The following is a 23519-nucleotide window of genomic DNA, read 5'->3' on the forward strand; positions in this document are numbered from 1 at the left end:
CTGCCGGCACGACCACCTCACCGCCCATCTGCGCGCGACCGGCTCGCCAAATGAGATGACTTCTGAGGGCCGCCACGGCAAAACGCACCCCACCCCGCACTCACTCGAACGGCCGTACGCCCCTGTCGCCCCGTCCTCCGGCCGCCGGTCCGGTCGCCGGCCGCCGCGGCGGGCCAGGAGGGCGTCCTGGCGCCGGGAGGGCGCCGCGGATCCGTCCAGGGGTCTCCCGGCCCGGACGGCCCGCTCGGCCCGTGAGAGCCCGTCCCGCCGGGCCGCGGCGCGAACACGCCCTTGAGCGCATCGCCCGCAGAGGATTAGGTGGAGGGCGGCAATCCTGCCGTCACCCCACCAGGGAGAGGGATTCCATGCCCGTACGGCCTGCGGAAACAGAAGCGGAGCTGGAAGCTCACCTGCGCGGAATATGCTTCAAGACGGGGCCTCCGCGTCGTATCGGCGTCGAGATCGAATGGCTGGTCCACGACGCGCGCAACCCGCGATGTCCCCTCGAACCGGCCCGGATGCACAGCGCGGCGACGACATTGCGCGCCCTTCCCCTCAGCTCCCTGCTGACCTTCGAGCCCGGCGGCCAGCTGGAGCTCAGCTCTCTTCCCGCCCGCACCCTCACCGAGTGCATCGAGGCGGTCACCGCCGATCTCGCGCTGGTCCGCCCCGCCATGCTGGCCATGGGCCTGGGCATGGCCGGCCACGGCCACAATCCCTGGCACCGCCCGCAGCGGGTGCTGACCGAGCCGCGCTACAACGCCATGGAGGCGTACTTCGACCGCTGGGGCTCCGCCGGGCGGTCCATGATGTGCGCCACCGCTTCCGTGCAGGTGTGTGTGGACGCCGGATACGAGGAGCCGGGGCCGCTCGGGTACGGCCGGCGCTGGCTGCTGGCGCATCTGCTGGGCGCGGTGCTGGCCGCGGCCTTCGCCAATTCGCCCACCAGCGAGGGCTGCCCCACCGGCTACCGCACCACCCGCCAGGTCGTCTGGTCGCAGCTCGACCCGGGCCGTACGCTCGCCCCGCCGCAGGGGCCCGACCCGCGCACCGCCTGGGCGGCGTATGTCCTGGACGCCCCGGTGATGTGCATCCGCGCCGAGGACGGCCCCTGGGACGCGCCGGAAGGGCTCACCTTCCGCGAGTGGATCCGTACCGGCGTGCCCAGACCGCCCAGCCGGGAGGATCTGGACTACCACCTCACCACCCTCTTCCCGCCGGTACGGCCGCGCGGCCATCTGGAACTGCGGATGATCGACGCGCAGTCGGGCGACGCCGGGTGGATCGTGCCGCTGGCCGTCACGGCCGCGCTGTTCGACGACCCGGAGGCCGCGGAACGGGCTTACCGCATCGTGAAACCCCTCGCGGAGACAGCGGGTTCCCGGCCGGCGCCGCGCAACCCGCTGTGGCGGCGCGCCGCCCGCGCGGGGCTGACCGACCCGGAACTGCACACGGCGGCGGTGGCCTGCTTCGCCGCCGCGCAGGAAGCCCTGCCACGGCTCGGAGCCTCCCCCGAGGTGCTGGCGGCGGTCGCGGAGTTCACCGAACGGTATGTGGCACGCGGCCGCTGCCCCGCGGACGATCATCTCGACGCCCTGTACGCCGCGGAGGGCGATCTCATCGTTGGGAAGGACAGCCAGTGACCCCCGATCCCGAGCTCCTTCGTGAGCGCGCGGCCTCGGCGCTGCTCGCCGCCCGTGACCGCACCCGCCTGCTGACCACCTGTGTCGAGGGTCCCGACCTCATCGCGCAGCACTCCCCCCTGATGTCCCCGCTGGTGTGGGACCTGGCGCACATAGGCAACCAGGAGGAGCAGTGGCTGCTGCGCACCGTGGGCGGCCGGGACGCGCTGCGCCCGGACATCGACTCCGTCTACGACGCCTTCGAACACCCCCGCGCCCGGCGCCCCTCGCTTCCGCTGCTCGCGCCCGACGAGGCGCACGGCTATGTCGCCGAGGTCCGCGGACGGGTGCTGGACATCCTGGAGCGCACCGAGCTGCACGGCGGTCCGCTGCTCGACTCCGGCTTCGCCTTCGGCATGATCGCGCAGCATGAGCAGCAGCACGACGAGACCATGCTCATCACACACCAGCTCCGCCGCGGCCCGGCCGTCCTCACCGCGCCCGAACCGCCGCCCGCCTGCGACGACATCTTTCCCGCGGAGGTCCTGGTGCCCGGCGGGCCGTTCTCCATGGGCACCTCCACCGAGCCCTGGGCACTGGACAACGAGCGGCCCGCGCACCACCGGCTGGTGCCCTCCTTCCTGATCGACACCACACCCGTCAGCAACGGCGCCTACCAGCGGTTCATCGAGGCCGGCGGCTACGAGGACCCACGCTGGTGGGCCCCGGAGGGCTGGGCCCAGGTCCAGGAGCACGCGCTGCGGGCACCGCTGTTCTGGAAGCGCGACGGGGGCCAGTGGCTGCGCCGGAGGTTCGGGGTGACCGAACCGGTGCCGCCGGACGAGCCCGTGCTCCATGTGAGCTGGTACGAGGCGGACGCCTATGCGCGCTGGGCCGGGCGGCGGCTGCCGACCGAGGCCGAGTGGGAGAAGGCCGCCCGGCACGATCCGGCGACCGGGCGGGCCAGGCGCTACCCCTGGGGCGACGAGGACCCCACACCGGCGCATGCCAACCTCGGCCAGCGGCATCTGCGGCCCGCGCCCATCGGCAGCTACCCGGACGGGCAGTCCCCGCTGGGCGTGCGCCAGCTGATCGGCGATGTGTGGGAGTGGACGGCGAGCGACTTCCTGCCGTACCCGGGCTTCGCCGCCTTCCCCTACCGGGAGTACTCGGAGGTGTTCTTCGGCGACGAGTACAAGGTGCTGCGCGGTGGCTCGTTCGCCGTCGACCCGGTCGCCTGCCGGGGCACCTTCCGCAACTGGGACCTGCCGATCCGCCGGCAGATCTTCTCCGGGTTCCGCACCGCCCGGGACGCCGACCCGGCGGCGGACGCATGACGGCCGCGATCCGGCCGACCGGGGAGGCCGGTGCCTGATGTGCCGTCATCTTGCTTATCTGGGACCCGAGATACCCATCGGACAGGTGGTCCTGGCCCCGCCGCACAGCCTGTACCGGCAGTCGTGGGAACCGCGCCGGCAGCGGCACGGGACGGTCAACGCCGACGGGTTCGGCGTCGGCTGGTACGCGCCGGGCGATCCGGTGCCCGCCCGCTACCGGCGGGCCGGGCCGATCTGGGGCGACGATCTGCTGCCCGACCTGGGGCGGGTGGTGCGTACCGGCGCGCTGCTGGCCGCGGTGCGCGACGCCACCGTGGCCGGTGCGGACGCCGAGGCGGCGGCCGCGCCGTACGCCGAGGGGCGCTATCTGTTCAGCCACAACGGCGCGGTGTCCGGCTGGCCGGACTCGCTCGCCCCGCTGGCGGCCGAACTGCCGCCGGGAGAGCTGCTGCGGCTGCCGGCCCGCTGCGACGCGGCGTTCCTGTGGGCACTGGTCCGCCACCGGCTGGCGCGCGGCGACGAGCTCGGCGAGGCGCTGGCCGGCACGGTGACGGCGGTCGCCGCTGCCGCGCCCGGCTCCCGGCTCAATCTGCTGCTGACCGACGGCACCGCCATCGCCGCCACCACCTGGGGCGACACGCTGTGCCACCTGGCCGTTCCCCAGGGCGGCACGGTGGTCGCCTCCGAACCGTACGACGATTCCCCCCACTGGACCGAGGTCCCGGACCGCACCCTGCTGCGCGCCACCGGGACCGAGGTCCACCTCACCCCGCTCAAGGAGCCCGCCACGTGAGCCCGCTCAGCATCACCCGCACCCTCCCTGCCGACGCCACCGCGGCCGCGCTGCGCGCCGATGTCACCCAGGGCCTGTCCCGTACCCCCAAACAGCTGCCGCCCAAGTGGTTCTACGACGCCCGCGGGAGCGAGCTGTTCGAGGACATCACCAAGCTGCCCGACTACTACCCGACCCGCGCCGAGCGGGAGATCCTGCTCACCCGTGCGGATCACATCGCCGCGGCCACCCGGGCCCGCACCCTGGTCGAGTTGGGGTCGGGCTCCTCCGACAAGACCCGCCATCTCCTGGGCGCGCTGACCGAACTGCACTCCTATGTGCCCATCGACGTCAGCGAGTCCGCGCTCGCCGTGGCGAGTGAGACGCTGCTCGCCGAGCATCCCGGCCTCACCGTGCACGCGCTGGTCGCCGACTTCCAGCAGGGCATCGAACTCCCCGACACCCCCGGCCCGCGGCTGCTCGCCTTCCTCGGCGGCACCATCGGCAACCTGCTCCCCGAGGAGCGCGCCGCGTTCCTGCAGTCCGTACACACCATGCTCTCCCCGGGCGATGCGCTGCTCCTCGGCACCGACCTGGTCAAGGACGAGGCCACGCTCGTCGCCGCCTACGACGACCCACAGGGCGTGACGGCGGCGTTCAACAAGAACGTCCTGGAGGTCATCAACCGTGAACTGGGCGGCGACTTCGACCCGGCAGACTTCGACCATGTCGCCCTGTGGAACGCCGAGCGCGAGTGGATCGAGATGCGGCTGCGGGCCCGCAAGGACCTGACCGTCAAGATCCCCGGAGTGGACCTGGCGGTGGGCTTCACCGCGGGCGAGGACCTGCGGACCGAGGTCTCGGCCAAGTTCCGCCAGGAGGGCGTACGGTCCGAACTCGCGGCGGCCGGGCTGAAGTTGAGCAGTTGGTGGACGGACAGCACGGACCGCTTCGCGCTGTCACTGTCCTTCCGCGTCTGATTTCCACCCCTTCCCGGCCGGCGCACCCCCAGGTCCGCCGGCCGGGTGCCGCTCGTACGCTCCCTGTGGTTCGATGCCCCGATCGCCGGTGCGCGCCGGGGCTGCCGCTGCGCACCCACCACGCAGACTCGACGGACAGGGGAAGCGGCATGGGGCTGGGACTGGATCGACGGGGATTCCTCCGGGGCGCGGCCGGGCTGTCGGCCGCCGGGGTGCTGGCGGGTGTCGGCAGCGGGCGGTACACGGCGGACGCGGCATCGCGCCGGGCGCCCCGGCTGTCCGTACAGGACTGGATGTCGGCGCTCGGCGACGCCACCCCCGTCCAGCGGCTCACCATCCCCGGCACCCATGACTCGGGCGCCCGGGTGGGCGGCCCCTGGGTCGCCTGCCAGAACACCCCGGTCGACGCCCAGCTGAGCAGCGGTATCCGCTTCCTGGACGTCCGCTGCCGGGCCATCGACAACGTCTTCGCCATCCATCACGGCGCCTTCTACCAGGAGTTGATGTTCGGCGATGTGCTCAACGCCTGCCGGGCGTTCCTGCAGGCGCATCCCTCCGAGACGGTGCTGATGCGGGTCAAGCAGGAGTACTCGGAGGTCAGCGCGGAGGAGTTCCGCCGGATCTTCGGCAGCTACCTGGACGACAAGGGCTACCGGTCGCTGTTCCGGCTGGACCCCGGGCTGCCGACGCTCGGTCAGGCGCGCGGCCGGGTGGTGCTGCTGGCGGACTCCGACGGCCTGGGCGGCGTCCGTTACGCCGATCCACAGCTGTTCGACATCCAGGACGACTACATGGCGGAGCCGTTCGGCAAGTACCCGAAGATCGAGGCCCAGTTCCGCAAGGCCGTCGCCCAGCCCGGCAAGCTCTTCGTCAATTACGTCAGCACCGCCGCGCTGCTTCCGCCCCGCTCCAACGCGGACCGGCTCAACCCGCAGGTCAAGCGGCTGCTGGAGGGCCCGGAAGGGAGCGGTTGGACGGGTCTGGGGATCGTCCCGATGGACTTCCCGAACGAGACCGGCCTGGCGGAGACGCTGATCCGGCACCAGCTCGCGGGGCAGGGGGTGCGGCTCGCGGCGTGAGCGGGAGCGGGAGCGGGAGCCGTGGGGCGCGCGGCGCGAGCGGGAGTCGTAAGGCGCACGGCGGTCCGGCACGCGCCCGTCCGGCACACGCCCGTTCGGCACGCCGCAGAGGACCGGGGGCGAGGACCGGGGTCGCCCCTCGCGGTTCACCCGACCGGCCCAGCGGGCCGCGTCCCCCCGGCGTGGCCGCCCCGCTCGCCGCGACCTGACCGCCGGGCCCGTCGTGCGGCGGGTGCACCGGGGTTTCCGGTGCGGCTTTTTGTTCGTGATCTTCGTCGCCTGAGCGGAATGTTGCGCCAAGTGACCGAACCACGGCATGCATCCGTGCATCAGACTGGGTGAAATGTCTGGTTCCGGTGTCACCCCAGCATCTGACGGGGTAATGCCGGCTGATGCGGCGAGGCGGCGGCTGGTGGAGACGAGCGCACGCGGGACCGAGCCGGCGGACCACGCCGGCGGGGCGGACCGGAACGCCGGGGCACCGGCGGCCGAGGACTGCCTCGGTCCCGGCGGCCCGGCCTGTACCGGCCGCGGCCGGCCCGGCGTTCCGCTGCGGGCGACCCTGGCGCTCGGGGTGCTGACCGTAGTCGTGGGCAGCACCGCGCTGGCCCTGGGGCCCCCGTCCCGCGACCCGTTCCTCGCCGCCGGGGACACCGCCACCGGGTCCTACCTCGCGAGCCGGGCCGACGGCGAGCAGGCCGCCGCCGCGGTGCTGGCCGGCCCCTACGAGGAGCGGCCGGGTCCACCGGTGACGGCACGGTACGGCGAGGGGACGGCGGCCCCGCTGACGCCGGTCCCGCTGACGGCGTCCCGGCCGCTGCGGGCGGCCCCGGCGGCGCCCGCACCGGCGATCGGTGCGCTCTTCTCCCCCGGCGACGACGGTGCCCCGGTCCACCACTGCACGGCCAGCGTGGTGCACGCCCCCGGCGGTGACCTCATCGTCACCGCGGCGCACTGTGTGCACGACGACGGCTTCCGCACCCGGCTGGTGTTCGCGCCCGGCCTGCACGACGGGATCGCGCCGTACGGCCTGTGGGTTCCCACCCGGATCCATGTCGATCCGCGCTGGATCAGCGACCGGGACCCCGACCACGATGTGGCGTTCCTGCGGGTACGCCGGGCGGGGCGGCCCGGCGGCCGGATCGAGGATGTCACCGGCGCCGAACGGATCCGGTTCGGCGCACCGGCCGGACGCCCTGCGCAGCTGACCGGCTACCCCGAGGACCAGGACACCCCGGTCAGCTGCCGGCACACGGCGGACGCCCAGGGCCCGACCCAACTCCGGTTCGTCTGCCCGGGTTTCCCGAACGGGACGAGCGGCGGGCCGATGCTCACCGACCTCGACCCGGCCACCGGTACCGGGTCACTGATCGGCGTGATAGGCGGTCTCGACGAGGGCGGCGACGACTTCGTCTCGTACAGCAGCCGGTTCGGGCCGGATGCGGCCGAGCTCTACCGGCGGGCGGCCACGGAGCCGGACCCGCGGGCCGCCCGGCCCGGCGCCCTGGCCGCCGCGCTGGATGTCATGCCCCGCGCGGCACCACGGTCTTGAGGACGGACGGCAGCGGGTACCAGTCGGCGGTGGCGAAGCTGGCGTGTGCCGCGGCGAGTTGCCGGACCCGGTCCAGTGCCTGCGCCTCGGTCGGGTGGGTGCCGTCGATGACCGGCGGCACATTGTGGGCGTCGGTCATGATGAGCAGGTAGTTGCGGGTGTCGTACCAGGAGGTGTCGATACTGCCGTTGAGATACGTCGCGGCGTCGCCGTCGAAGACCACGAACCAGGGACGCAGCGACGGGTCGGTGTAGCGCTCGCGGGGATCGCCGGGAGCGGCCCCGTGCACCGCGGGGAACGCCGTCGACTGCGCCAGCTTCCCTTGCGCCGCAAGGCTCTTGAGGTGGCCGGCGTACTCGACGTCGGTCCACAGCTTGTCGAACGGGTTCTTCTCCTCGACCGTGCCGGGTATCAGCTCGAACAGGAACTTGCCCGCCAGGTCGGCCCGGGAGGGCCAGCCGCCGGCCCGCACGGCTTCGTCGGCGGTGGCGTGCCGGCCGGTGAGGTCCCCGGGGCCGTAGACCGCATTGCCCAGCTTCTGCCGTACCAGCGCGTCGAACTCGGCGGGCCCGCGGCCGCCCTTGGCGTTGAAGCCGTCCTTCATCTCGACCTTGAGCAGGATCGGGCGGTGGCCGGGGTGGGCGTCGTGCCAGGCCTTCATGTCGGCCAGGCAGCCGGCGAAGTCCTGATCGCGGTTCTTGGTGCGCAGTTCCGAGGCGTTCGCGGCGCCTTCGCAGTTGCTGTTGTTCCCCAGCGGGTTGCTGTGCGAGACGCGCCAGGACCGGCCCAGCCCGTTGGACCAGAGGTCGAGTTCGAGCAGTGCGGCGCCGGAGTCCAGGGCGTCCGCGAAGTAGTGGTACTTCTCCTTGTCGTAAGCGTTGTGGACGCCCACGGACGTGCTGGTGCCGTATGTCGTGGCGGCCGGCTCGGCGCCCGCCGGGCCGCTCACCGCGATCACTGCCGCCGCCGCGGCGGCCACCGTCCCCACGCACCGCTTTCCGTTCATGTGCCCCGCTTTCCTCCAGGTCTCCGGCGTCCGGAACTGCCTCCCGGACGCCCCGGTCGGCCGGCGCGTCCCCCGGCCGACCGGCGAGCAGCGTACGGGAGTTCGGCAGATGAGGGACCATAAGGGCCTCGACAGACAAGGAAACAGCAGATGACAGGAACCGCCGTGGAGGGCGCATGACCGACGGACACCCCACCGAACCCGCATCACGTACCAAAGTGCCGCTCGCCGCGGCCGTGCTCACCGGGACGGTGGCGCTCTACATCTCACTCGTCGCCTTCGGCAACATCACCGACTTCGGCACCAACCGGGACTTCGTCCGCCATGTGCTGGCCATGGACACCACGTTCAAGGACCCGGACCTGATGTGGCGGGCCCTCACCTCGCAGACGGTGCAGGACACCGCGTATCTGGGGATCATCGCCTGGGAGACGGTGACCTCGGTGGTGCTGCTCGTGGGCACCGCGCTGTGGTTCACCGGCGCCCGGCGCGGCAGCGTCGCCCGTGCCCGGCAGCTGAGCACGGTCGGGCTGCTGATGATGGTGCTGCTGTTCGGGGTGGGCTTCCTCGCGATAGGCGGCGAGTGGTTCTCGATGTGGCAGTCCAAGCAGTGGAACGGCCTGGAGGCCGCGACCCGTAACCTCACGGTCGCCGGGATCGCGCTGGTGGTGGTCCATCTGCCGGGTGCCGTCGGGAAACAGGGAAGCGGGGAGTAGCGGGCACCCGCCCACCACTCCCCGCCAGACCCACTCACCCCCCGTCTCTGCCGGTGGGCCGGAACGTTCCGGCCCGCCGGCAGCGGGGCACCTGGCCTCAGCCCGCCGCGTACACATCCTCGATGTAGCGGCCGGAGGCGGTCAGTTCGCGCAGCCAGGCCTCGGACTCCTGGGGCGAGGCGCCGGTGCTCGCACCGTGCAGCTCGCGGAAGGCGGCCCGTACCCCGGGGGCCATCCGGCTGCCGTCCCCGCAGACGTACACCCGCGCACCGGCCTGCAGCAGCTCCCACACCTCGGCTGCCTCGGCGGCGATCCGGTGCTGGACGAAGCGGTGGCCGTTCTCGGGGCGTTCGCTGAAGACGGGGCGCATCGAGATGACACCGGCGGCCTCGGCGGCGGCGAACTCCGCGGCGTGCAGGAAGTCCGCCTCCGGGTCGTCGCAGCCGAAGTAGAGCCGGGCGGGCGAGCGACGGCCCGCGGCGAGGCGGTCGGCGACGGCACCGCGGAACGGCGCGAGACCGGTACCCGCCGCGATGAGGATGATCGGGGTGTCCTCGTCCGCATCGAGGCGGAAGGCCTCACGGCAGGGCTGCACGCGGGCCAGGACGGTGTCGCCGGGCCGCAGGGAGTGCAGATGGGTCGGGCCGGTGCCGCCGGGCAGCAGCGAGACCATCAGATCGGCGTGCCGGGGGTCGGTGGCGGGCGAGGACGACAGGGAGTAGTGCCGGATGCGCAGGGCCGGCAGCAGCTCCAGGACCGTCGGCCAGGGCAGCGCGCCGCGTAGCGCCGGGTGGGCCTCGATCAGGTCGATCAGAGTGCGCGAATCGCCCTCGGCGAGGTTCTCCAGAGCCTGGCGCTCGGGCGGGCAGGGGTTGAGCGCGGCGAGCACCGCCACCTGCTCCGGTGTGGGCCGCATGCCCAGCTCAAGGTGGTGGGTCAGCAGTTCACGCACCGTCAGGGGCCGGTCGACGGGCAGGGTGTCGCGGCTCGGGCGGCGGCCTGAGTGCAGGGCGAGGACGGTGTCGAGGTCGGCGCCGAAGGCGTGGGCGGCCCGCTCAACGGCGGCCGGAGCGTTGGCCGGCAGCACGGCGAGGTGGTCGGCGGTGCGGTAGCCGACGCCGTCCGGCAGGGCGACGCGCAGGAAGCGCTTGGGCCGCGGCCAGCCCTCGGCGGTGAGGTCACGGGCCTCGGTGACGGTCATCGGGACGAGGTCGTGGCGGGCGGCGAGCGCGTCCAGCGGGCCGCCGGTGATCTCGGTGACGGTGTAGCCGGTGTCCTCGGCGTCCGGTGCGCTCGCGCCGATGCTCGCCGGGTCGCCGTAGCGCGTCAGCAGCTGAGTGCGCAGCGCCGCGGTGAACTCCTTGACGGTGCCGCCCAGGTCGCCGGAGGCGTCGGCCTCGGCCCGCGGCAGCAGCCGGTCGCCGCCGAGCGCGTCGAGCCGGTCGTCGAGGAGGGTCGGTATGTGCTGGTAGGTGGCGGCCCAGTTGCGGTCGCCGACGCCGAGGACGGCGAACGGGAGCCCGGCGGCGGCGCCGTCCTGCGCGGTGTTCAGCCAGCTCACGAACGCGGCGGCATCGTCGGTGGGCCGGCCGTTGTAGGAGGCGGCGACGATGACGACGGGCCGGTCGGCGGGCAGCGCACCGGCGTACGCGTCCAGCGGCGCCACCTCGGCGGCGAAGCCGAGCCCGGTGGTTTCGTCCGCGAGCCGTTCGGCGAACTCCCGGCAGGTGCCGTAGTTGCTGCCGTGCAACAGCAGCAGGCCGGTGCCCTGGACGGCGCGGGTGGGCAGCCCGTCGTCGGCCGCGGGGGCGTCCCCGGTGCCGGCGCCGCCGCCGGGGAGCACGGCCAGCGCGGCGCGGACCGCGGCCCGGTCGGCGGGCGTACGGGCGGCCAGGGTGAGGGTGAACCCGTCGGGCTTGAGGGTCAGCGTCTCCTTGATGCGCAGCCGGTAGTCGCCGTGGTCGATCAGGCGGTAGCGGTGGGCGAGGAGGGCCAGCAGCATGGTCGCCTCGTGGAGCGCGAACTGCCGCCCGATACAGGCGCGTTCACCGGTCCCGAACGGCTTGTAGGCGTGCGGCGAGCGGGCCGCCTCGGCCTCCGGGCTGAAGCGGGACGGATCGAACAGCTCGGGGTTGTCGCCCCAGGCCGGATCGCGGTGCAGCATCGGGGTCAGTACGGTGACCAGCTCCCCCGCCTTCACCGGGTAGCGGCCGCCGAGCAGGGTGTCCTCGCGGGCCTGGCGGGTGAAGGCGGCGGCGGTGGGCCACAGCCGCAGCGCCTCGTTGAGGACCTGGCGGGTGAACGGCAGCCGGCCGATGTCCTCGAACGAGGGGTCGGGGTCGCTCCGGTCGCCCCACAGCTCGTCGGCCTCGCGCTGGACCATGCGCAGCGCCAGCGGGTCCTTGAGCAGGTGGTAGAGGGCGAAGGAGAGCGCACCCGAGGTGGTCTCGTGCCCGGCGATCAGGAAGGTGATGACCTGGTTGCGGATGTTGGCGGGGTCCAGGGACGGCCCGCCGCCCTCCTGGCCCCCGGCGCCGAGCATCAGACCGAGCAGATCGTCGTCGCCGGTCTGGCCGCTCTCCGTCCTGGCCGCGATGACCTCGTCGACGACCGACGCGAGGTAGTCGGCATCGGCCTGGAACGCCGCGTCCGCGGCGGAGTGGTCCGCATCCGGGTCCCGGGAGAACTTCGTCATGCTCCATTCGAGGCAGCGCACCATCGCCTCGACGAACGGATGCGCGCTGTCGCCGCGGGAGAACGACTCGAAGTCGAAGCCGAAACCGGCGAGCCCGATGGTGTCCAGCGTCATCCGGGTCATGTCCTCGGCGACCTGGACGGGCGTGCCGTCGGCCACCCGCCGGTCCCAGGAGGCCATCACCCGGCGGGCGACCTTGAGCATCGCCGGGTGGTAGGTACGCATCGAGCCGAGCGCGAAGGCCGGCATCAGGACCTCGTGCGCCTTGGCCCAGTTGGGCTCGTCGTTGTAGGCGGTGAACAGACCGTCACCGGCGAACTCTCTGACGTTCTCCAGCACGACCGACACGCCCTTGGCGAAGCGTGACTCGTCGGCGGCCTCGGTGACCAGGTCCAGCGAGGAGAGGAACAGCGTCTCGCGTTCGCCGAACTTGCGCTTGAAGACCGGGCCGTGGAGCCGGGCGAGGTCCATGGACTGCTGGACGGGCGTGTGGGTGAGCCCGGCCGTGGTGAGGTCGGCCACCGGAATACCGTCATCGGCGGCGCGTTCGTCGCTGTGGAGCGCGATGGTGTCGGTCATGTCTCCAAGCGTGCAGGCACCCGCGTGCAGGTCACGCCCGGACAACTGCATGATTGTGCAGTGGTTTTTCGGTGCTCGCTCTTGCGCACGGACCTGAGAGGGGAAATGGACAACGGGACTGCCGACGGAACGCCGGACGCGGGCGCGGGCGCGGGCGGAGGGGACAAGGCGCCCTGCGAGCGCCGCCCCGTCGACCCGGCCGGGCCGTACGCGGACGGCCCGTGGCGCAACTACTTCCTGATCCTGCTGGACCGCATCCCCACGCCGATCGCGGTGTGCCGGGCCCACGGTGAGGTGCTGATCGCTAATCCGGCGATGGCCGAGCAGTGGGGCACGGCCCCGGGAGCGCTGCGCGGCCGCAACCTGCTGGACCTGTTCAGGCCCCGCGCGATGGCCCAGATCGACCGGCTCACCGAGGCCCTGCGCCTGGGACGCCGTTCCCGCTATCCGGTCGAGGTGTGCTGGCGCGCCGGGACGGACGGGGCCGAGCGGGAAGGGGAACTGACCATCGACCCGGTAGGCGACCCCTCGGTGAACCCGCCCGCCCTGCTGGCGCTGCTGCGGGTGCGCGAGAGCACTCCGCAGCCGGCCCCGCGCGGTGCGGCGAGCCCGGTGGAGGCCCGGATCCTGGCGCTGGCCGCGGGCGGCGCGACCACGGCGTCGATCGGTACGGCACTGGGGCTGACGGTCGACGGGGTGAACTACCACCTCACCCGACTGGCCCGCCGCTGGCGGGTGCAGGGCCGCACCGCACTGGTCGCCAGGGCGTATGTGCTGGGCGTGCTCTCCCCGGACAGCTGGCCCCCGGCCCCCGCCTGACCGGGCCGCGGCCTGAACGGGCCCGTCGGCGCGCGACCAGCGGGCTCCGGCCCGGCCACTCCACCGGCACACCTGTTCGGATAACCTCCCTGGTGTGGAGGAGAACACACCCGCGCCGTTCGAGCGCGGAACGGACGGCCCGAAGGTCATCGTCGTCGGCGTCGACGGCTCCGACCCGTCGTGGCGTGCCGCCTCGTACGCGGCGGGCCTGGCCAGGCGCCAGTCCTCGAAGCTGGTGCTGGTCTACGTCCAGCCGGTGCTGCCGGCCGGCGCCGCGATGGGCGCCCCGGTCACGGATGCGACCGACCAGGTCGCCGAGGAGCTGATGGCCGAGATCCGCAAGGCGACCGAGCGGATGGCGGGCATGTACAGCCTGCGCTGGGAGTTCCACACCCTGCGCGGCGACCCGTACAACGGCATGGTGCAGATGGCCGACGAGCTCAAGGCCGACGCCGTGGTGGTCGGCGCCTCGGAGCAGGCCGGGCACCGCATCATGGGCTCGGTCGCGGTGCGGCTGGTCAAGGCCGGGCGCTGGCCGGTCACCGTCGTCCCCTGAGCCGCACGCCCCAGGACCCGCCCCGCCGCTCCGCTGGTGGGGCGGACCGCCCTGAGGCACGGTGGACAGTGCACGGGCGGAGCGCCGCCCCGGCCAGGGAGACCACCGTGACCGACCGCACGTATCGCGTGACCGAGATCGTCGGTACGTCCCAGCAGAGCGTGGACGCCGCGATCGAGAATGGCGTCAAGCGCGCCTCGCAGACCCTGCGCAACCTGGACTGGTTCGAGATCAGCCAGGTCCGCGGGCATATCGTCGACGGCGAGATCGACCATTACCAGGTCGGCCTGAAGGTCGGATTCCGGCTCGAGGACGCCGATTGACGCCCTCCCGTGTACGTCTCCCGGCGAGTCCCGGCACTACTAGGGAGTCGCCTTCCCTCGTCGCCCCCGAGGGTCCATGATGATCCGCCGTCGGACCACGACGGAGCGTACGGAGGGATGACGTATGGGGCTGCGCGCGGGACAGGGCATTTTGCGCCGTAAACCGATCGAACACATTGAAGAGGCGGAAGGCACCTCGAGCGAGCAGCTCACCCGGGCGCTCGGTCTGTGGCAGCTGACGGCCATCGGCGTCGGCGGCATCATCGGCGCGGGAATCTTCACGCTGGCCGGCACCGTCGCGAACGGGAAGGCGGGCCCCGCGGTCCTGATCTCCTTCCTCATCGCGGGCATCGCGAGCGCCGCGGCCGCGTTCTCCTACGCGGAATTCGCCGGGCTGATCCCGAAGGCGGGCTCGGCCTACACCTACGGTTACGCGGTCCTCGGCGAGGTGGCGGGCTGGTTCATCGGCTGGGACCTGCTGCTGGAGTACACCGCGATCGTGGCGGTGGTCGCGATCGGCATCTCCGGGTACTTCGGCTTTCTGCTCGGCGAAATGGGCCTCGATCTGCCCGCCTGGATGCTGGGCGCGCCGGGAACGGGGCCGGGACACCAGGTGGACCTCTTCGCCGCGGTGCTCTGCCTGCTGATCGCCTATCTGCTGACCCTGGGCATCAAGAACGCCGCACGCTTCGAGACGATCGTGGTGGCGCTGAAGGTCCTGGTGGTCATCGTCGTGATCGTGGTCGGCTTCTTCCACATCAAGACCTCGAACTACACGCCGTTCTTCCCGTTCGGCGTGAGCGGCGCCTTCACCGGCGCGGCCACCGTCTTCTTCGCGGTCTTCGGCTATGACGCGATGAGCACCGCGGCCGAGGAGTCCAAGGACGCCCAGCGCCACATGCCCAAGGCGATCATTTATTCGCTGGCCATCTCGATGGTGCTGTACGTCCTGGCCTGCCTGGTGCTGACGGGTATGCAGAACTACAAGGACATCGACCCGGAGAGCGGCTTCGCGTCGGCCTTCAAGTCGGTGGGCCTGAGCAGCCTGGCGGACGTCATCGCGGTCGGCGCGATCATCGGCATCCTGACGGTCATGTTCACCTTCATGCTCGGGGTGACCCGGGTGTGGTTCTCGATGAGCCGGGACGGCCTGCTGCCGAAGTGGTTCGCCAAGACCAGCCCCAAGCACCATGTGCCGACCCGGGTGACCTGGATCGTCGGCGTCGTCTCCGCGGTCATCGCGGGCTTCCTGCCGATCGGCGAGGCCGCCGAGCTGACCAACATCGGCATCCTGCTCGCGTTCGTGGTGGTCTGTATCGCGGTGATCGTGCTCCGCTACAAGCGTCCCGAACTGCCACGGACCTTCCGTACGCCGGGGATGCCGGTGGTGCCGGCCATCGGGGTGTGCTTCTCGCTCTGGCTCATCACGTTCCTGGAATGGCAGACCTGGGTGCGGTTCGTGGTCTGGTTCCTGGTCGGCATGGTCATCTACTTCACCTACTCCTACCGCCGCTCGAACCTGGCACGGGCGGAGCGGGCGAGCGTCGGCGAGAAGCGGCCGTGAGCCGCGGCGAATGACGGCGCGGCGGATGACGGACGGGCGGGGCCGGCGGACGACGGCCCCGCCCGTCCGCGGCATCAGAAGACGAACGGCCCCGGGGACTGCGCCGACGTGGCGTTGCAGGTGGCCGTGATGCCGAAGACCACGACCTTCAGGGACTTGGCCGCCAGCTTGTCGCCCGCGGCGACCGTGCCGCGGAGCGGACCGGTGGAGACCTGACTGCCGGCCGGGATGGGCGGGTTGGAGCTGCCGGTGAACGTCGTGCTCCCGGAGCCGTTCTTGGTGAGGGTGAGAGTGGAGGCGACCGAGTTCGCGCCGACGGGTATCGGTGAGGTGATCGCCGACGTGGCGAGGCTGATGGTCGCGGCCGTGCCGTTCTGGGTCGCGGTGAGCGTCGCCTTACCGGAGCCGAATCCACCGCAGTCGAACGTGACGGTGGCGGTGCCGGGGGTCACCGCGGCGGCGGCCGGAGCCATCGCCAGTGTGCCTGCCGCGGCGAGGGCGACGCCGAGCGCCGTACCGAGTCTGAGCGTGCCTGATCCGAGGTGTCTCATGGGGGAGTACCGCCTTCTTGAGGGGGTGCAGGCCCATGGCCCCGGCCGTCGGGAGGGGACGCGCGGGAACGGCCGGCGGCCACGCGGGAGGCCGCGGTCGGACCCCCGTGCCGAACACCGTCCAGATCTGACGGATGGTCAGCGACCTGAATCGCTGCCCATTGAGACATGCCCCCCTGAAGAGAGCAAGAAAGCCACCTCATGATTTTTGACATGCCTACACCAAAACGAGCCATGGTCCACACCCGGTCGGCCCGGCAACCCCGCCGCCGGGTGCGGCCCTCAGAGCAGCTGCTCTACGACGGCAGGCCGCCGTACGGCACGGTGATCAGTTCCATGGCATGACCCCGCCGGGTCCATGAAGTACACACCGCAGCCACCGTCATTGCGGTTGATCTCGCCGGGATGCTGCCGCTGCGGATCGGCGTAGTGCTCGATGCCGCGTTGCGTGATCCGCGCGTACGCCGCGTCGAACTCCTCCTGGGAGACCAGGAAGGCGTAGTGCTGCGGCGTGATGCTTTCCGCGGGAATCGTGGCGAAGTCCAGCGTGACGCCGTTGCTCAGGCCGACGGCGATGAACGGGCCCCACTCTTCGGTGATTTCAAGGCCCAGCAGGTCCACGAAGAACTCGGCGGACTCCCGGTTGTTCCGGGCGTGGATGATCGTGTGGTTCAACTCGACTGACAAGGAATGCCTCCAGAGGCATCTCCCGGACACCTCCATGCCTCACCCAGCCGGTGACCGACACGCGATGTCGCTGCGCATCTTAGCCGTTGGCCGCGCTCCGCGCTCCGCACTCTCGCACTCATGCAGCCTTGCACCAGCAGCACTCGGCACTGGTCACGACGCGTCAGACACATCCAGGAGTGCGACGAGTTCACCCAGCACCCTGGCCGCAGGCGCCGCATCGATCAGCCACTTCAGATGGCTGCTGTCGAGCGTGCGGACGTCGTACGGGTTGTCCGGCGTCAGCTCGTTGCCCTCGCGGATCAGCCGGTCCTGCAGGGCGGGCGGCATACTCACATCGCGGGCCAGACGAACAAAGGTCTTGGGTATCCGGCCCCAGGTCGCGGCCTGCGCCCGGTCGGCGGAGGTACCGGCGTCCAGGTTCTCGTCGGGCTGGAAGGTGTTCAGGAGGGTCAGGAACTCCTCGTCGGTGCCGTCGGCGAGGAAGGCCGCCTTGAGCGCCGCGAGGACATCCGCATCCGCTGTACGGAAGTTGGTGCGGAGCAGGCCGAGTTCGGCCGGATTCCCGACCATCGCCGGGGCCAGGGAGGCGACGTCGACCGTGGCCATCTCCGGCTCGGCGTAGTAGTCGCCGACGTCGAGCCGGACCGGGCACCAGGCCGAGACGTAGACGATGCGGTCGATCAGGTCCGGCCGTGCGTTGGCCGCGGCCGTGGCCGTCATACCGCCGCGGCTGTGCGAGACAAGGATCACGGGCCCGTTCCGCTTGGCCCGTTCCAGGATCCCGATCAGGTACGCGGCGTTGTCGGCGAGCGTCACCCCCTTGATCGAGCCGGGCTCGGCAGCGAGCCCTTCGAGGTCCTGCGGTGCCTGATAGGCGCGCGGGTAGGTCGCCCCGAATCCGTGGCCGGGCAGGTCGACGGCGACCGAACGGTGCCCGAGGAGGCCGAGTTCGGCCTGCAGCGGCGCAAAGGAGAAGGAGTTCGCGAACGCTCCGTGAACCAGCACGAACGTCGGTTGCATCTGCCCACTCACCTTGTCACTACTCACTTTCCGGCCTCCCAGTGCTCCCAGTGCTCCCAGTGCCGACGATCCACATTACCCAGCGAAAGATCATCCGCACTACCGGTACAAGGCCTTCCGCTTGCGCACTCCCCCACCCCGTTGGCACCGCGCACAAGCACCCCCGGACCAGGAACCGACGGCCCGCCGAAGATGCCGGACTGTACGGCCGCCCCTCCCCGAAGAGGTGGCGAGAGCGTGTCCGCGGCCCGCTGCGGTCGTTGGCCACCGCGCCGGTGGTGGGCGGGTGTGGCATACGTCAGGAGCGTGGAGCAGTGACCCGTTGGATCGTGATAAACCTCCCGTCCTGGTTGCTGCTGGCAGGGCTCGTCGTCGTGGTCGCCGGCGGGACGGCAGTCTTCCAGGCGGTCGTCCGGCACCGTTTCCCCCGCCTCAAACAGGGCGGGCACAACGACGCCGCAACCTTCGTGTTCCCCGTTGTCGCTGTGGTCTACGGGTTCCTCATCGGCTTCATCGTCCTCGCGCTGTGGGGCCAGGTGAACGTGGCAGACCAGACCACACGGACCGAGGGCGCCGTGGCGGTGCACCTGGCCAGGGGCCGCAATGCATTCGGCGAGACCGAGAGCGCACGGATCCGGCAGGGCCTCCTGGGGTACGGACGCGCGGCGACGACCGAGTGGCCCCTCGCCTCAACCGGCCACGCCACACCCGAGGCCGAGAACGCGCTGAACCGCCTGCAGAGCACGTACGAACACATCAAGCCCCGCGGCGACGCCCAACGGGCTTTCCTCGCCAGCTCACTCGCGTCCCTGCGGGAATTGGGTCTCGCACGGACGGAACGCCTGCTCGAGGCACGCTCCAACGTCGGCCCGCCCCTGTCCTTGTGGATGGTGGTCTTCCTGACCAGTGGACTGGTCCTCGGGTTCTCCGTCATCTTCGACGCCGGACAGGCCAAGATGCACTACGGGATGATCGCGGCGGTAAGTGTCCTCGTCGCCACCAACCTGTTCCTCGTCACAGAACTCTCCTACCCCTTCCTCGGCGAGTTCTCGACGTCACCGGAGCCCCTCCACGAGCTGGTCGAGGTGCTGGCGCCGACTCGGTAGAGCGGGGAGCCGGCGCCCTCGCCCTGGGCTCGGAGCCGTCCGGCCGGGGCACCGGCGACGACGCCGCGCCGTCGCCGGTGGGCACGTCCTCAGCCGCGCAGCAGGAGTCCGGTCGCCAGCGCTGCGATCACCACGGAAGAGAGCAGGGAGGTGACCAGCCGTCCCCGTGGGCCGGTGAGTGCCCTGCCCAGTACGGTGCCGCCGGCGGCCAGGAAGAGTTGCCAGCTCATGGAGGCCAGGGTCACGGCCGCCACGAAGGCGGCGGGGCCGGCCGCACCGGAGCCGGGGGTGCCCGCACCGCCGGCGAGGACCAGCGCCGAGAAGTAGAGGACCGCCCAGGGGTTGACCAACGTCAGGCCCAGGAAGCCGAGATAGGCCCGGGTGGGGCGTTGCAAGGCGTTCCGTTCCGGGCCGTTGTGTGTGCGGCGGTTGCGCAGCGCCCGGACGGCGGTCCGTGACGCCATGCCGAGCAGGAGGACGGCGGCGAGCATGCGCAGGGGGACCGCGACGGGTGCGACGGCACGGGAGAGGGCGGCGCCGCCGGCCACCGCGGCCAGCGCGTAGAGACCGTCGGCGGTCGCCACCCCCAGCGCCGCCGAGGCGCCGACCCGGAAGGAGGTCCGGGCGGTCACGCTCACCAGCAGCACGGCCAGCGCACCGACGGGAACGGCCAGGGCGTAGCCGGCCCACAGGCCCGGCAGAAAGGCATCGGTCAGGATCTCGGTCATGCCGTCCAGCGTCGGGCGCGGCAACCGTACGGGTCCATCGAAAGTTTCCGCAGGGAATCATGTGGTACCTCCGCATGATGCATCTCCGCATGGTTGCCCCTACGCTGCGCGCATGATCGATCCCAGGCTCCAGACCCTGCGCGTCCTGCACACCCAGGGCACCGTCACCGCGACCGCCGCGGCACTGCATCTGACGCCGTCGACGGTCTCCCAGCAACTGCGTCAGCTCTCGGCCCGGCTCGGGCTGGAACTCCTGGAGCCCGCGGGCCGCAAGGTGCGCCTGACGCCGGCCGCGTTGGCGCTGGTGGAGCACGCCGACGCGCTGTTCCTGCGCTGGGAGGAGGCTCGAGCGGATCTCGCGGGGTACGCGGACGGGGTGGCGGGGCGGCTGCGGATCACGGGGGTCGCGACGGCGATCACGGGGGTGATCGCACCGGCGGTGGCCCGGCTGCGCGCCGAGCTGCCGCGGCTGGCGGTGGAGATCGGGGAGGATCCGGACGTCAACCGGTTCGAACTGCTGCTGGCCGGGCGGGCGGACATCGCCGTGGTGATCGTGGCGGAGGGCGCCCCGGCACCGGGCGATGCGCGCTTCGTCCAGCAGCCGGTGCTGGAGGAGCCGCAGGATCTGCTGGTGCCGGCCGGGCACCGCTTCGCCGGGCGGGCGGCACGGGGCGTGGCGCTGGCCGAGGCGGGCGAGGAGAGCTGGATCCGCGCCGGCGATCCGGCCGATCAGCACCGGTTGCTGCTGACCGCCTGCGCCTCGGCGGGCTTCACCCCGCGGGTGCGCCATCACGCGGTCGACTGGTCCGCGGTCGCGGCGCTGGTCGCGCACGGCTTCGGGATCTGTCTGGTGCCGCGGCTGGCGCCGGTGCCGGAGCACTGCCCGGTCGTCAGGGTGCCGCTGCGCGGGGATCCCCTTCCCGTACGGCGGTTCGTGGCTGCCGTACGGCGCGGGAGCGAGCGGCAGCCCCCGGTCGCCCGCGGGCTGGCGGCGCTGCGCGCGGCCGCGGGCGAACGGGAGGCGAAGGGGGTGTGAGAAAAGGCGGGTGCGCAGGTCAGTCCTGCAGGGCCTGCCAGAACTCGTCGAAGGACATCCGGCCGTCGCTGTCGGTGTCCTTGGCCCTGATGACCGCCTCGGCGACCGGGCCGGTGACGAACGGGTCGCCCATCTCGGCCATCGCGTGCTTGAACTCCTCCGGCGTGACCTGGCCGTCGCCGTCCGCGTCGAACCGGGCGAACGCCGCCCTGGCCTTCTCGATGTCTGCCATGAGAGGTGCCCCCTTCGTGGTGCTGCGCAGTGCTGCGCGGTGCTGTTGCCTGCTGATCTGACCTGCGTACATTAGCGGACCGTCAAGAGGCGTTGGGCCGCGCCCTCCGCCGGGCCAGGTAGGGCGCGGTACGGCTCGTTGGTGCCGCCGCGACCTCGGCCGGGGTTCCGGCCGCCACGATCCGGCCGCCGTCCGCGCCGCCGCCGGGGCCGAGGTCGATGACGTGGTCGGCGCCCGCGACCACCCCCATGTCGTGCTCGACGACCACGACGGTGTGCCCGGCGTCGACCAGGCCGTGCAGCTGGCGCAGCAGTACCTCGGTGTCGGCGGGGTGCAGTCCGGTGGTGGGCTCGTCGAGGAGGTAGAGGGTGTGGCCGCGGCGGGTGCGCTGGAGTTCGGTGGCGAGTTTGATGCGCTGGGCCTCGCCGCCGGACAGCTCGGTGGCGGGCTGGCCGAGCCGCAGATAGCCCAGGCCCACGTCCTGGAGGGTGCGCAGGCTGCGGGCCGCAGCGGGGAGATCGGCCAGGAAGCCGGCCGCGGTGTCGACGGTCATCGCCAGGACGTCGGCGACGGTCCGGTCCCGGTAGGTGATCTCCAGGGTTTCGGGGCGGTAGCGGGCGCCGTGGCAGTCGGTGCAGGGGGCGTACGTACCGGGCAGGAAGAGGAGTTCGACGGCGACGAAGCCCTCGCCCTGACAGGTCTCGCAGCGGCCGCCGGCGACGTTGAAGGAGAACCGTCCGGGGGTGTAGCCGCGGGCGCGGGCCTCGTCGGTGGCGGCGAAGACCTTGCGCACCGCGTCGAAGAGCCCGGTGTAGGTGGCGAGGTTGGAGCGCGGGGTGCGGCCGATCGGCTTCTGGTCGACGCGGACCAGCCGGTCGATCGCCGCCAGGCCCTCGGCGGCGGTGAGCCGGGCGCGGGCCGTCGGTCCGGTGGTGTCGCCGTCGGCGGCGTCCTGCTGGTCCTCGCCCGCGCCGAGGTGGTCCCGTACGGCGTCCGCGAGCACGCGGGTGACCAGCGTCGATTTCCCCGATCCCGAGACGCCGGTGACGGCGGTGAAGACGCCGAGCGGGAAGGCCGCGTCCAGGCCGCGCAGATTGTGCAGGGTGACGCCGCGCAGGGTGAGGGTGCCCGAGGGGCTGCGCACCGGGCGTACGGCGGGTGGTGCGGGCTCGAAGAGGAACCGGCGGGTGGCGGAGGCCGGGACGTCCGCGAGCGCGGCGACGGGGCCGCTGTGCAGGACCTGCCCGCCGTGTTCGCCGGCGTGCGGGCCGACGTCCACGATCCAGTCGGCGCGGCGCACCACGTCCATGTCGTGCTCCACGACGAACAGCGAGTTGCCCGCTTCCTTGAGCCGCCCCAGGACCGTGAGCAGGGACTCCGTGTCGGCGGGGTGCAGGCCGGCGGAGGGCTCGTCCAGGACGTAGACGACGCCGAAGAGACCGGAGCGCAGCTGGGTGGCCAGCCGCAGCCGCTGGAGTTCGCCGGCCGACAGGGTGGGCGCCGGCCGGTCCATGCTCAGGTACCCCAGGCCGAGTTCGGTGAGGACGTCGATGCGGGCCACCAGGTCGCGGGCCAGCACCGGAGCCACCTCGTCGTCGGCCCGCCCGGCGGTGGGCCGCAGCAGCCGGGCGAGGGCGCTCAGCGGCCGGCCCGCGAGGGTGGCGATGTCGTGGCCCTCGAAGGTGACGGCCAGTGCCTCGGGGCGCAGCCGCCGCCCGTGGCACACCGGGCAGGGCTCGGCGACCATGAACCCCTGGACGCGCCTGCGCAGGGTCTCGCTCTTGGAGTCGGCGAAGGTGTGCAGCACATAGCGCCTGGCGCTCATGTACTGGCCCTTGTAGGGGCGTTGGATCCGGCCCACGTCGCGGACCGGGTGCACGGTGACGACGGGCTGTTCGTCGGTGAACAGGATCCAGTCCCGGTCGGCCCGCGGCAGCTCGCGCCAGGGCCGGTCGACGTCGTACCCGAGGGCGTCGAGGATGTCGCGGAGGTTCTTGCCCTGCCAGGCCCCGGGCCAGGCGGCGATGGCGCCCTCACGGAGGCTGAGCGAGGGGTCGGGCACGAGGGAGTCCTCGGTGACGCGGTGGACGGTGCCCAGCCCGTGGCACTCCGGGCAGGCGCCGGCCGCGGTGTTGGGCGAGAAGGCATCGGAATCGAGCCGTTCCGCCATCCCCTCCGGGTAGTCGCCGGCGCGGGAGAAGAGCATGCGCAGGGTGTTGGAGAGGGTGGTGACGGTGCCGACCGAGGAGCGGGAGGTGGGCGCGGAGCGGCGCTGTTCCAGGGCGACGGCGGGCGGCAGTCCGGTGATGTCCTCGACCTTGGGCGCGCCGACCTGGTGGATCAGCCGCCGGGCGTAGGGGGCCACCGACTCGAAGTAGCGGCGCTGCGCCTCGGCGTAGAGGGTGCCGAAGGCGAGGGAGGACTTGCCCGATCCGGACACCCCGGTGAACGCGACCAGCGCGTCCCTCGGGATGTCCACATCGACGGAGCGGAGATTGTGCTCACGGGCGCCGCGCACCCGTACGTACGAGTCGGCCATGCCTCCATGATCGGGCA

Annotated in this window: 20 protein-coding genes and 1 pseudogene; 13 read left to right on the top strand and 8 right to left on the bottom strand. The window is 72.1% G+C overall.

Annotated elements, in window-relative coordinates; all coding sequences use genetic code 11:
• The first annotated feature begins 365 nt into the window (after window positions 1-365).
• From egtA to D9V36_RS06555, 6 genes are all read left to right on the top strand, one after another.
• On the top strand, window positions 366-1643 hold the full coding sequence (egtA, locus tag D9V36_RS06530) for an ergothioneine biosynthesis glutamate--cysteine ligase EgtA (protein ID WP_129292930.1): 1278 nt from the start codon (window positions 366-368) through the stop codon (window positions 1641-1643).
• Window positions 1640-2959 (top strand): ergothioneine biosynthesis protein EgtB, encoded by a 1320-nt coding sequence (gene egtB, locus D9V36_RS06535; protein ID WP_129292931.1) that lies wholly within the window; start codon window positions 1640-1642, stop codon window positions 2957-2959. The genes egtA and egtB overlap by 4 nt, the downstream gene beginning before the upstream one ends.
• Before the next feature lie 37 nt (window positions 2960-2996).
• Window positions 2997-3752 carry an ergothioneine biosynthesis protein EgtC gene (gene egtC, locus D9V36_RS06540; protein ID WP_129292932.1) on the top strand — a complete coding sequence of 252 codons (756 nt, stop codon included), beginning with the start codon at window positions 2997-2999 and terminating at the stop codon, window positions 3750-3752.
• A complete protein-coding gene (egtD, locus tag D9V36_RS06545; RefSeq protein ID WP_129292933.1) occupies window positions 3749-4711 on the top strand; it encodes an L-histidine N(alpha)-methyltransferase in 963 nt (320 codons plus the stop codon). The genes egtC and egtD overlap by 4 nt, the downstream gene beginning before the upstream one ends.
• A gap of 149 nt (window positions 4712-4860) precedes the next feature.
• A complete protein-coding gene (locus D9V36_RS06550) occupies window positions 4861-5790 on the top strand; it encodes a phosphatidylinositol-specific phospholipase C (RefSeq protein ID WP_129292934.1) in 930 nt (309 codons plus the stop codon).
• 412 nt (window positions 5791-6202) lie between these two features.
• Window positions 6203-7342: a trypsin-like serine peptidase gene (locus D9V36_RS06555; protein WP_129292935.1), complete on the top strand. Its 1140-nt coding sequence runs from the start codon at window positions 6203-6205 to the stop codon at window positions 7340-7342.
• Here D9V36_RS06555 and D9V36_RS06560 read toward each other — a convergent pair.
• Window positions 7314-8348, bottom strand: coding sequence for a phosphatidylinositol-specific phospholipase C domain-containing protein (locus D9V36_RS06560; protein WP_129292936.1), 1035 nt, complete (start codon window positions 8346-8348; stop codon window positions 7314-7316). The two genes, D9V36_RS06555 and D9V36_RS06560, sit on opposite strands and share 29 nt — an antisense overlap.
• Window positions 8349-8524: 176 nt before the next feature.
• Between D9V36_RS06560 and D9V36_RS06565 the strand changes: the two genes are divergently transcribed.
• Window positions 8525-9064 (top strand): DUF2165 domain-containing protein, encoded by a 540-nt coding sequence (locus tag D9V36_RS06565; RefSeq protein ID WP_129292937.1) that lies wholly within the window; start codon window positions 8525-8527, stop codon window positions 9062-9064.
• A 97-nt stretch (window positions 9065-9161) separates the two neighbouring features.
• On the opposite strand, the gene D9V36_RS06570 is transcribed toward D9V36_RS06565, so the two are convergent.
• Complete coding sequence (locus D9V36_RS06570; RefSeq protein WP_129292938.1) at window positions 9162-12338, bottom strand: bifunctional cytochrome P450/NADPH--P450 reductase; 3177 nt, start codon at window positions 12336-12338, stop codon at window positions 9162-9164.
• Window positions 12339-12443: 105 nt separating this feature from the next.
• On the opposite strand from D9V36_RS06570, the gene D9V36_RS06575 reads away from it, so the two are divergent.
• From D9V36_RS06575 to D9V36_RS06590, 4 genes are all read left to right on the top strand, one after another.
• Window positions 12444-13157, top strand: coding sequence for a PAS domain-containing protein (locus tag D9V36_RS06575; protein ID WP_129292939.1), 714 nt, complete (start codon window positions 12444-12446; stop codon window positions 13155-13157).
• Between the two features lie 94 nt (window positions 13158-13251).
• Window positions 13252-13713: a universal stress protein gene (locus D9V36_RS06580; RefSeq protein ID WP_129292940.1), complete on the top strand. Its 462-nt coding sequence runs from the start codon at window positions 13252-13254 to the stop codon at window positions 13711-13713.
• A gap of 107 nt (window positions 13714-13820) precedes the next feature.
• Window positions 13821-14036, top strand: a complete 216-nt coding sequence (locus D9V36_RS06585; RefSeq protein WP_129292941.1) for a dodecin — start codon at window positions 13821-13823, stop codon at window positions 14034-14036.
• 124 nt (window positions 14037-14160) lie between these two features.
• Complete coding sequence (locus D9V36_RS06590; RefSeq protein WP_129292942.1) at window positions 14161-15600, top strand: amino acid permease; 1440 nt, start codon at window positions 14161-14163, stop codon at window positions 15598-15600.
• Between the two features lie 74 nt (window positions 15601-15674).
• Here D9V36_RS06590 and D9V36_RS06595 read toward each other — a convergent pair whose 3' ends face one another.
• The 3 genes and pseudogenes from D9V36_RS06595 to D9V36_RS06605 all read right to left on the bottom strand — a co-directional run bounded on the left by D9V36_RS06595 (window position 15675) and on the right by D9V36_RS06605 (window position 17861).
• Entirely contained in the window at window positions 15675-16151 is a 477-nt protein-coding gene (locus tag D9V36_RS06595) for a hypothetical protein (RefSeq protein ID WP_129292943.1), read from the bottom strand.
• A gap of 296 nt (window positions 16152-16447) precedes the next feature.
• Window positions 16448-16838 (bottom strand): annotated as a pseudogene (locus D9V36_RS06600) (VOC family protein).
• A gap of 153 nt (window positions 16839-16991) precedes the next feature.
• Window positions 16992-17861: an alpha/beta hydrolase gene (locus tag D9V36_RS06605; protein ID WP_206739610.1), complete on the bottom strand. Its 870-nt coding sequence runs from the start codon at window positions 17859-17861 to the stop codon at window positions 16992-16994.
• 314 nt (window positions 17862-18175) lie between these two features.
• Between D9V36_RS06605 and D9V36_RS06610 the strand changes: the two genes are divergently transcribed.
• A complete protein-coding gene (locus tag D9V36_RS06610; RefSeq protein ID WP_241720736.1) occupies window positions 18176-18967 on the top strand; it encodes a DUF4239 domain-containing protein in 792 nt (263 codons plus the stop codon).
• Between the two features lie 89 nt (window positions 18968-19056).
• Here D9V36_RS06610 and D9V36_RS06615 read toward each other — a convergent pair whose 3' ends face one another.
• The gene (locus D9V36_RS06615; protein WP_129292944.1) at window positions 19057-19695 is read right to left on the bottom strand and encodes a LysE family transporter; all 639 of its coding nucleotides are present in this window, start codon (window positions 19693-19695) and stop codon (window positions 19057-19059) included.
• A gap of 112 nt (window positions 19696-19807) precedes the next feature.
• Here D9V36_RS06615 and D9V36_RS06620 point away from each other — a divergent pair, with 112 nt between their 5' ends.
• A complete protein-coding gene (locus tag D9V36_RS06620) occupies window positions 19808-20731 on the top strand; it encodes a LysR family transcriptional regulator (RefSeq protein ID WP_129292945.1) in 924 nt (307 codons plus the stop codon).
• A 19-nt stretch (window positions 20732-20750) separates the two neighbouring features.
• Here D9V36_RS06620 and D9V36_RS06625 read toward each other — a convergent pair whose 3' ends face one another.
• Both D9V36_RS06625 and uvrA read right to left on the bottom strand, forming a co-directional pair.
• A complete protein-coding gene (locus D9V36_RS06625) occupies window positions 20751-20963 on the bottom strand; it encodes an EF-hand domain-containing protein (RefSeq protein ID WP_086719256.1) in 213 nt (70 codons plus the stop codon).
• Window positions 20964-21045: 82 nt separating this feature from the next.
• Entirely contained in the window at window positions 21046-23502 is a 2457-nt protein-coding gene (uvrA, locus tag D9V36_RS06630; protein ID WP_129292946.1) for an excinuclease ABC subunit UvrA, read from the bottom strand.
• Between the last annotated feature and the right edge of the window lie 17 nt (window positions 23503-23519).

Source organism: Streptomyces lydicus (genome assembly GCF_004125265.1).
Lineage (GTDB): Bacteria > Actinomycetota > Actinomycetes > Streptomycetales > Streptomycetaceae > Streptomyces > Streptomyces lydicus_C.

Bases quoted from the DNA above. Each gene is read 5' to 3' on its own strand.
- D9V36_RS06575 (WP_129292939.1), top strand. From the start codon at position 12,444: ATGGACAACGGGACTGCCGACGGAACGCCGGACGCGGGCGCGGGCGCG.
- D9V36_RS06560 (WP_129292936.1), bottom strand. From the start codon at position 8,348: ATGAACGGAAAGCGGTGCGTGGGGACGGTGGCCGCCGCGGCGGCGGCA.
- D9V36_RS06615 (WP_129292944.1), bottom strand. From the start codon at position 19,695: ATGACCGAGATCCTGACCGATGCCTTTCTGCCGGGCCTGTGGGCCGGC.
- D9V36_RS06605 (WP_206739610.1), bottom strand. From the start codon at position 17,861: ATGCAACCGACGTTCGTGCTGGTTCACGGAGCGTTCGCGAACTCCTTC.
- egtC (WP_129292932.1), top strand. From the start codon at position 2,997: ATGTGCCGTCATCTTGCTTATCTGGGACCCGAGATACCCATCGGACAG.
- uvrA (WP_129292946.1), bottom strand. From the start codon at position 23,502: ATGGCCGACTCGTACGTACGGGTGCGCGGCGCCCGTGAGCACAATCTC.
- D9V36_RS06570 (WP_129292938.1), bottom strand. From the start codon at position 12,338: ATGACCGACACCATCGCGCTCCACAGCGACGAACGCGCCGCCGATGAC.
- D9V36_RS06565 (WP_129292937.1), top strand. From the start codon at position 8,525: ATGACCGACGGACACCCCACCGAACCCGCATCACGTACCAAAGTGCCG.
- D9V36_RS06620 (WP_129292945.1), top strand. From the start codon at position 19,808: ATGATCGATCCCAGGCTCCAGACCCTGCGCGTCCTGCACACCCAGGGC.
- D9V36_RS06590 (WP_129292942.1), top strand. From the start codon at position 14,161: ATGGGGCTGCGCGCGGGACAGGGCATTTTGCGCCGTAAACCGATCGAA.
- egtA (WP_129292930.1), top strand. From the start codon at position 366: ATGCCCGTACGGCCTGCGGAAACAGAAGCGGAGCTGGAAGCTCACCTG.
- D9V36_RS06625 (WP_086719256.1), bottom strand. From the start codon at position 20,963: ATGGCAGACATCGAGAAGGCCAGGGCGGCGTTCGCCCGGTTCGACGCG.
- D9V36_RS06550 (WP_129292934.1), top strand. From the start codon at position 4,861: ATGGGGCTGGGACTGGATCGACGGGGATTCCTCCGGGGCGCGGCCGGG.
- D9V36_RS06595 (WP_129292943.1), bottom strand. From the start codon at position 16,151: ATGAGACACCTCGGATCAGGCACGCTCAGACTCGGTACGGCGCTCGGC.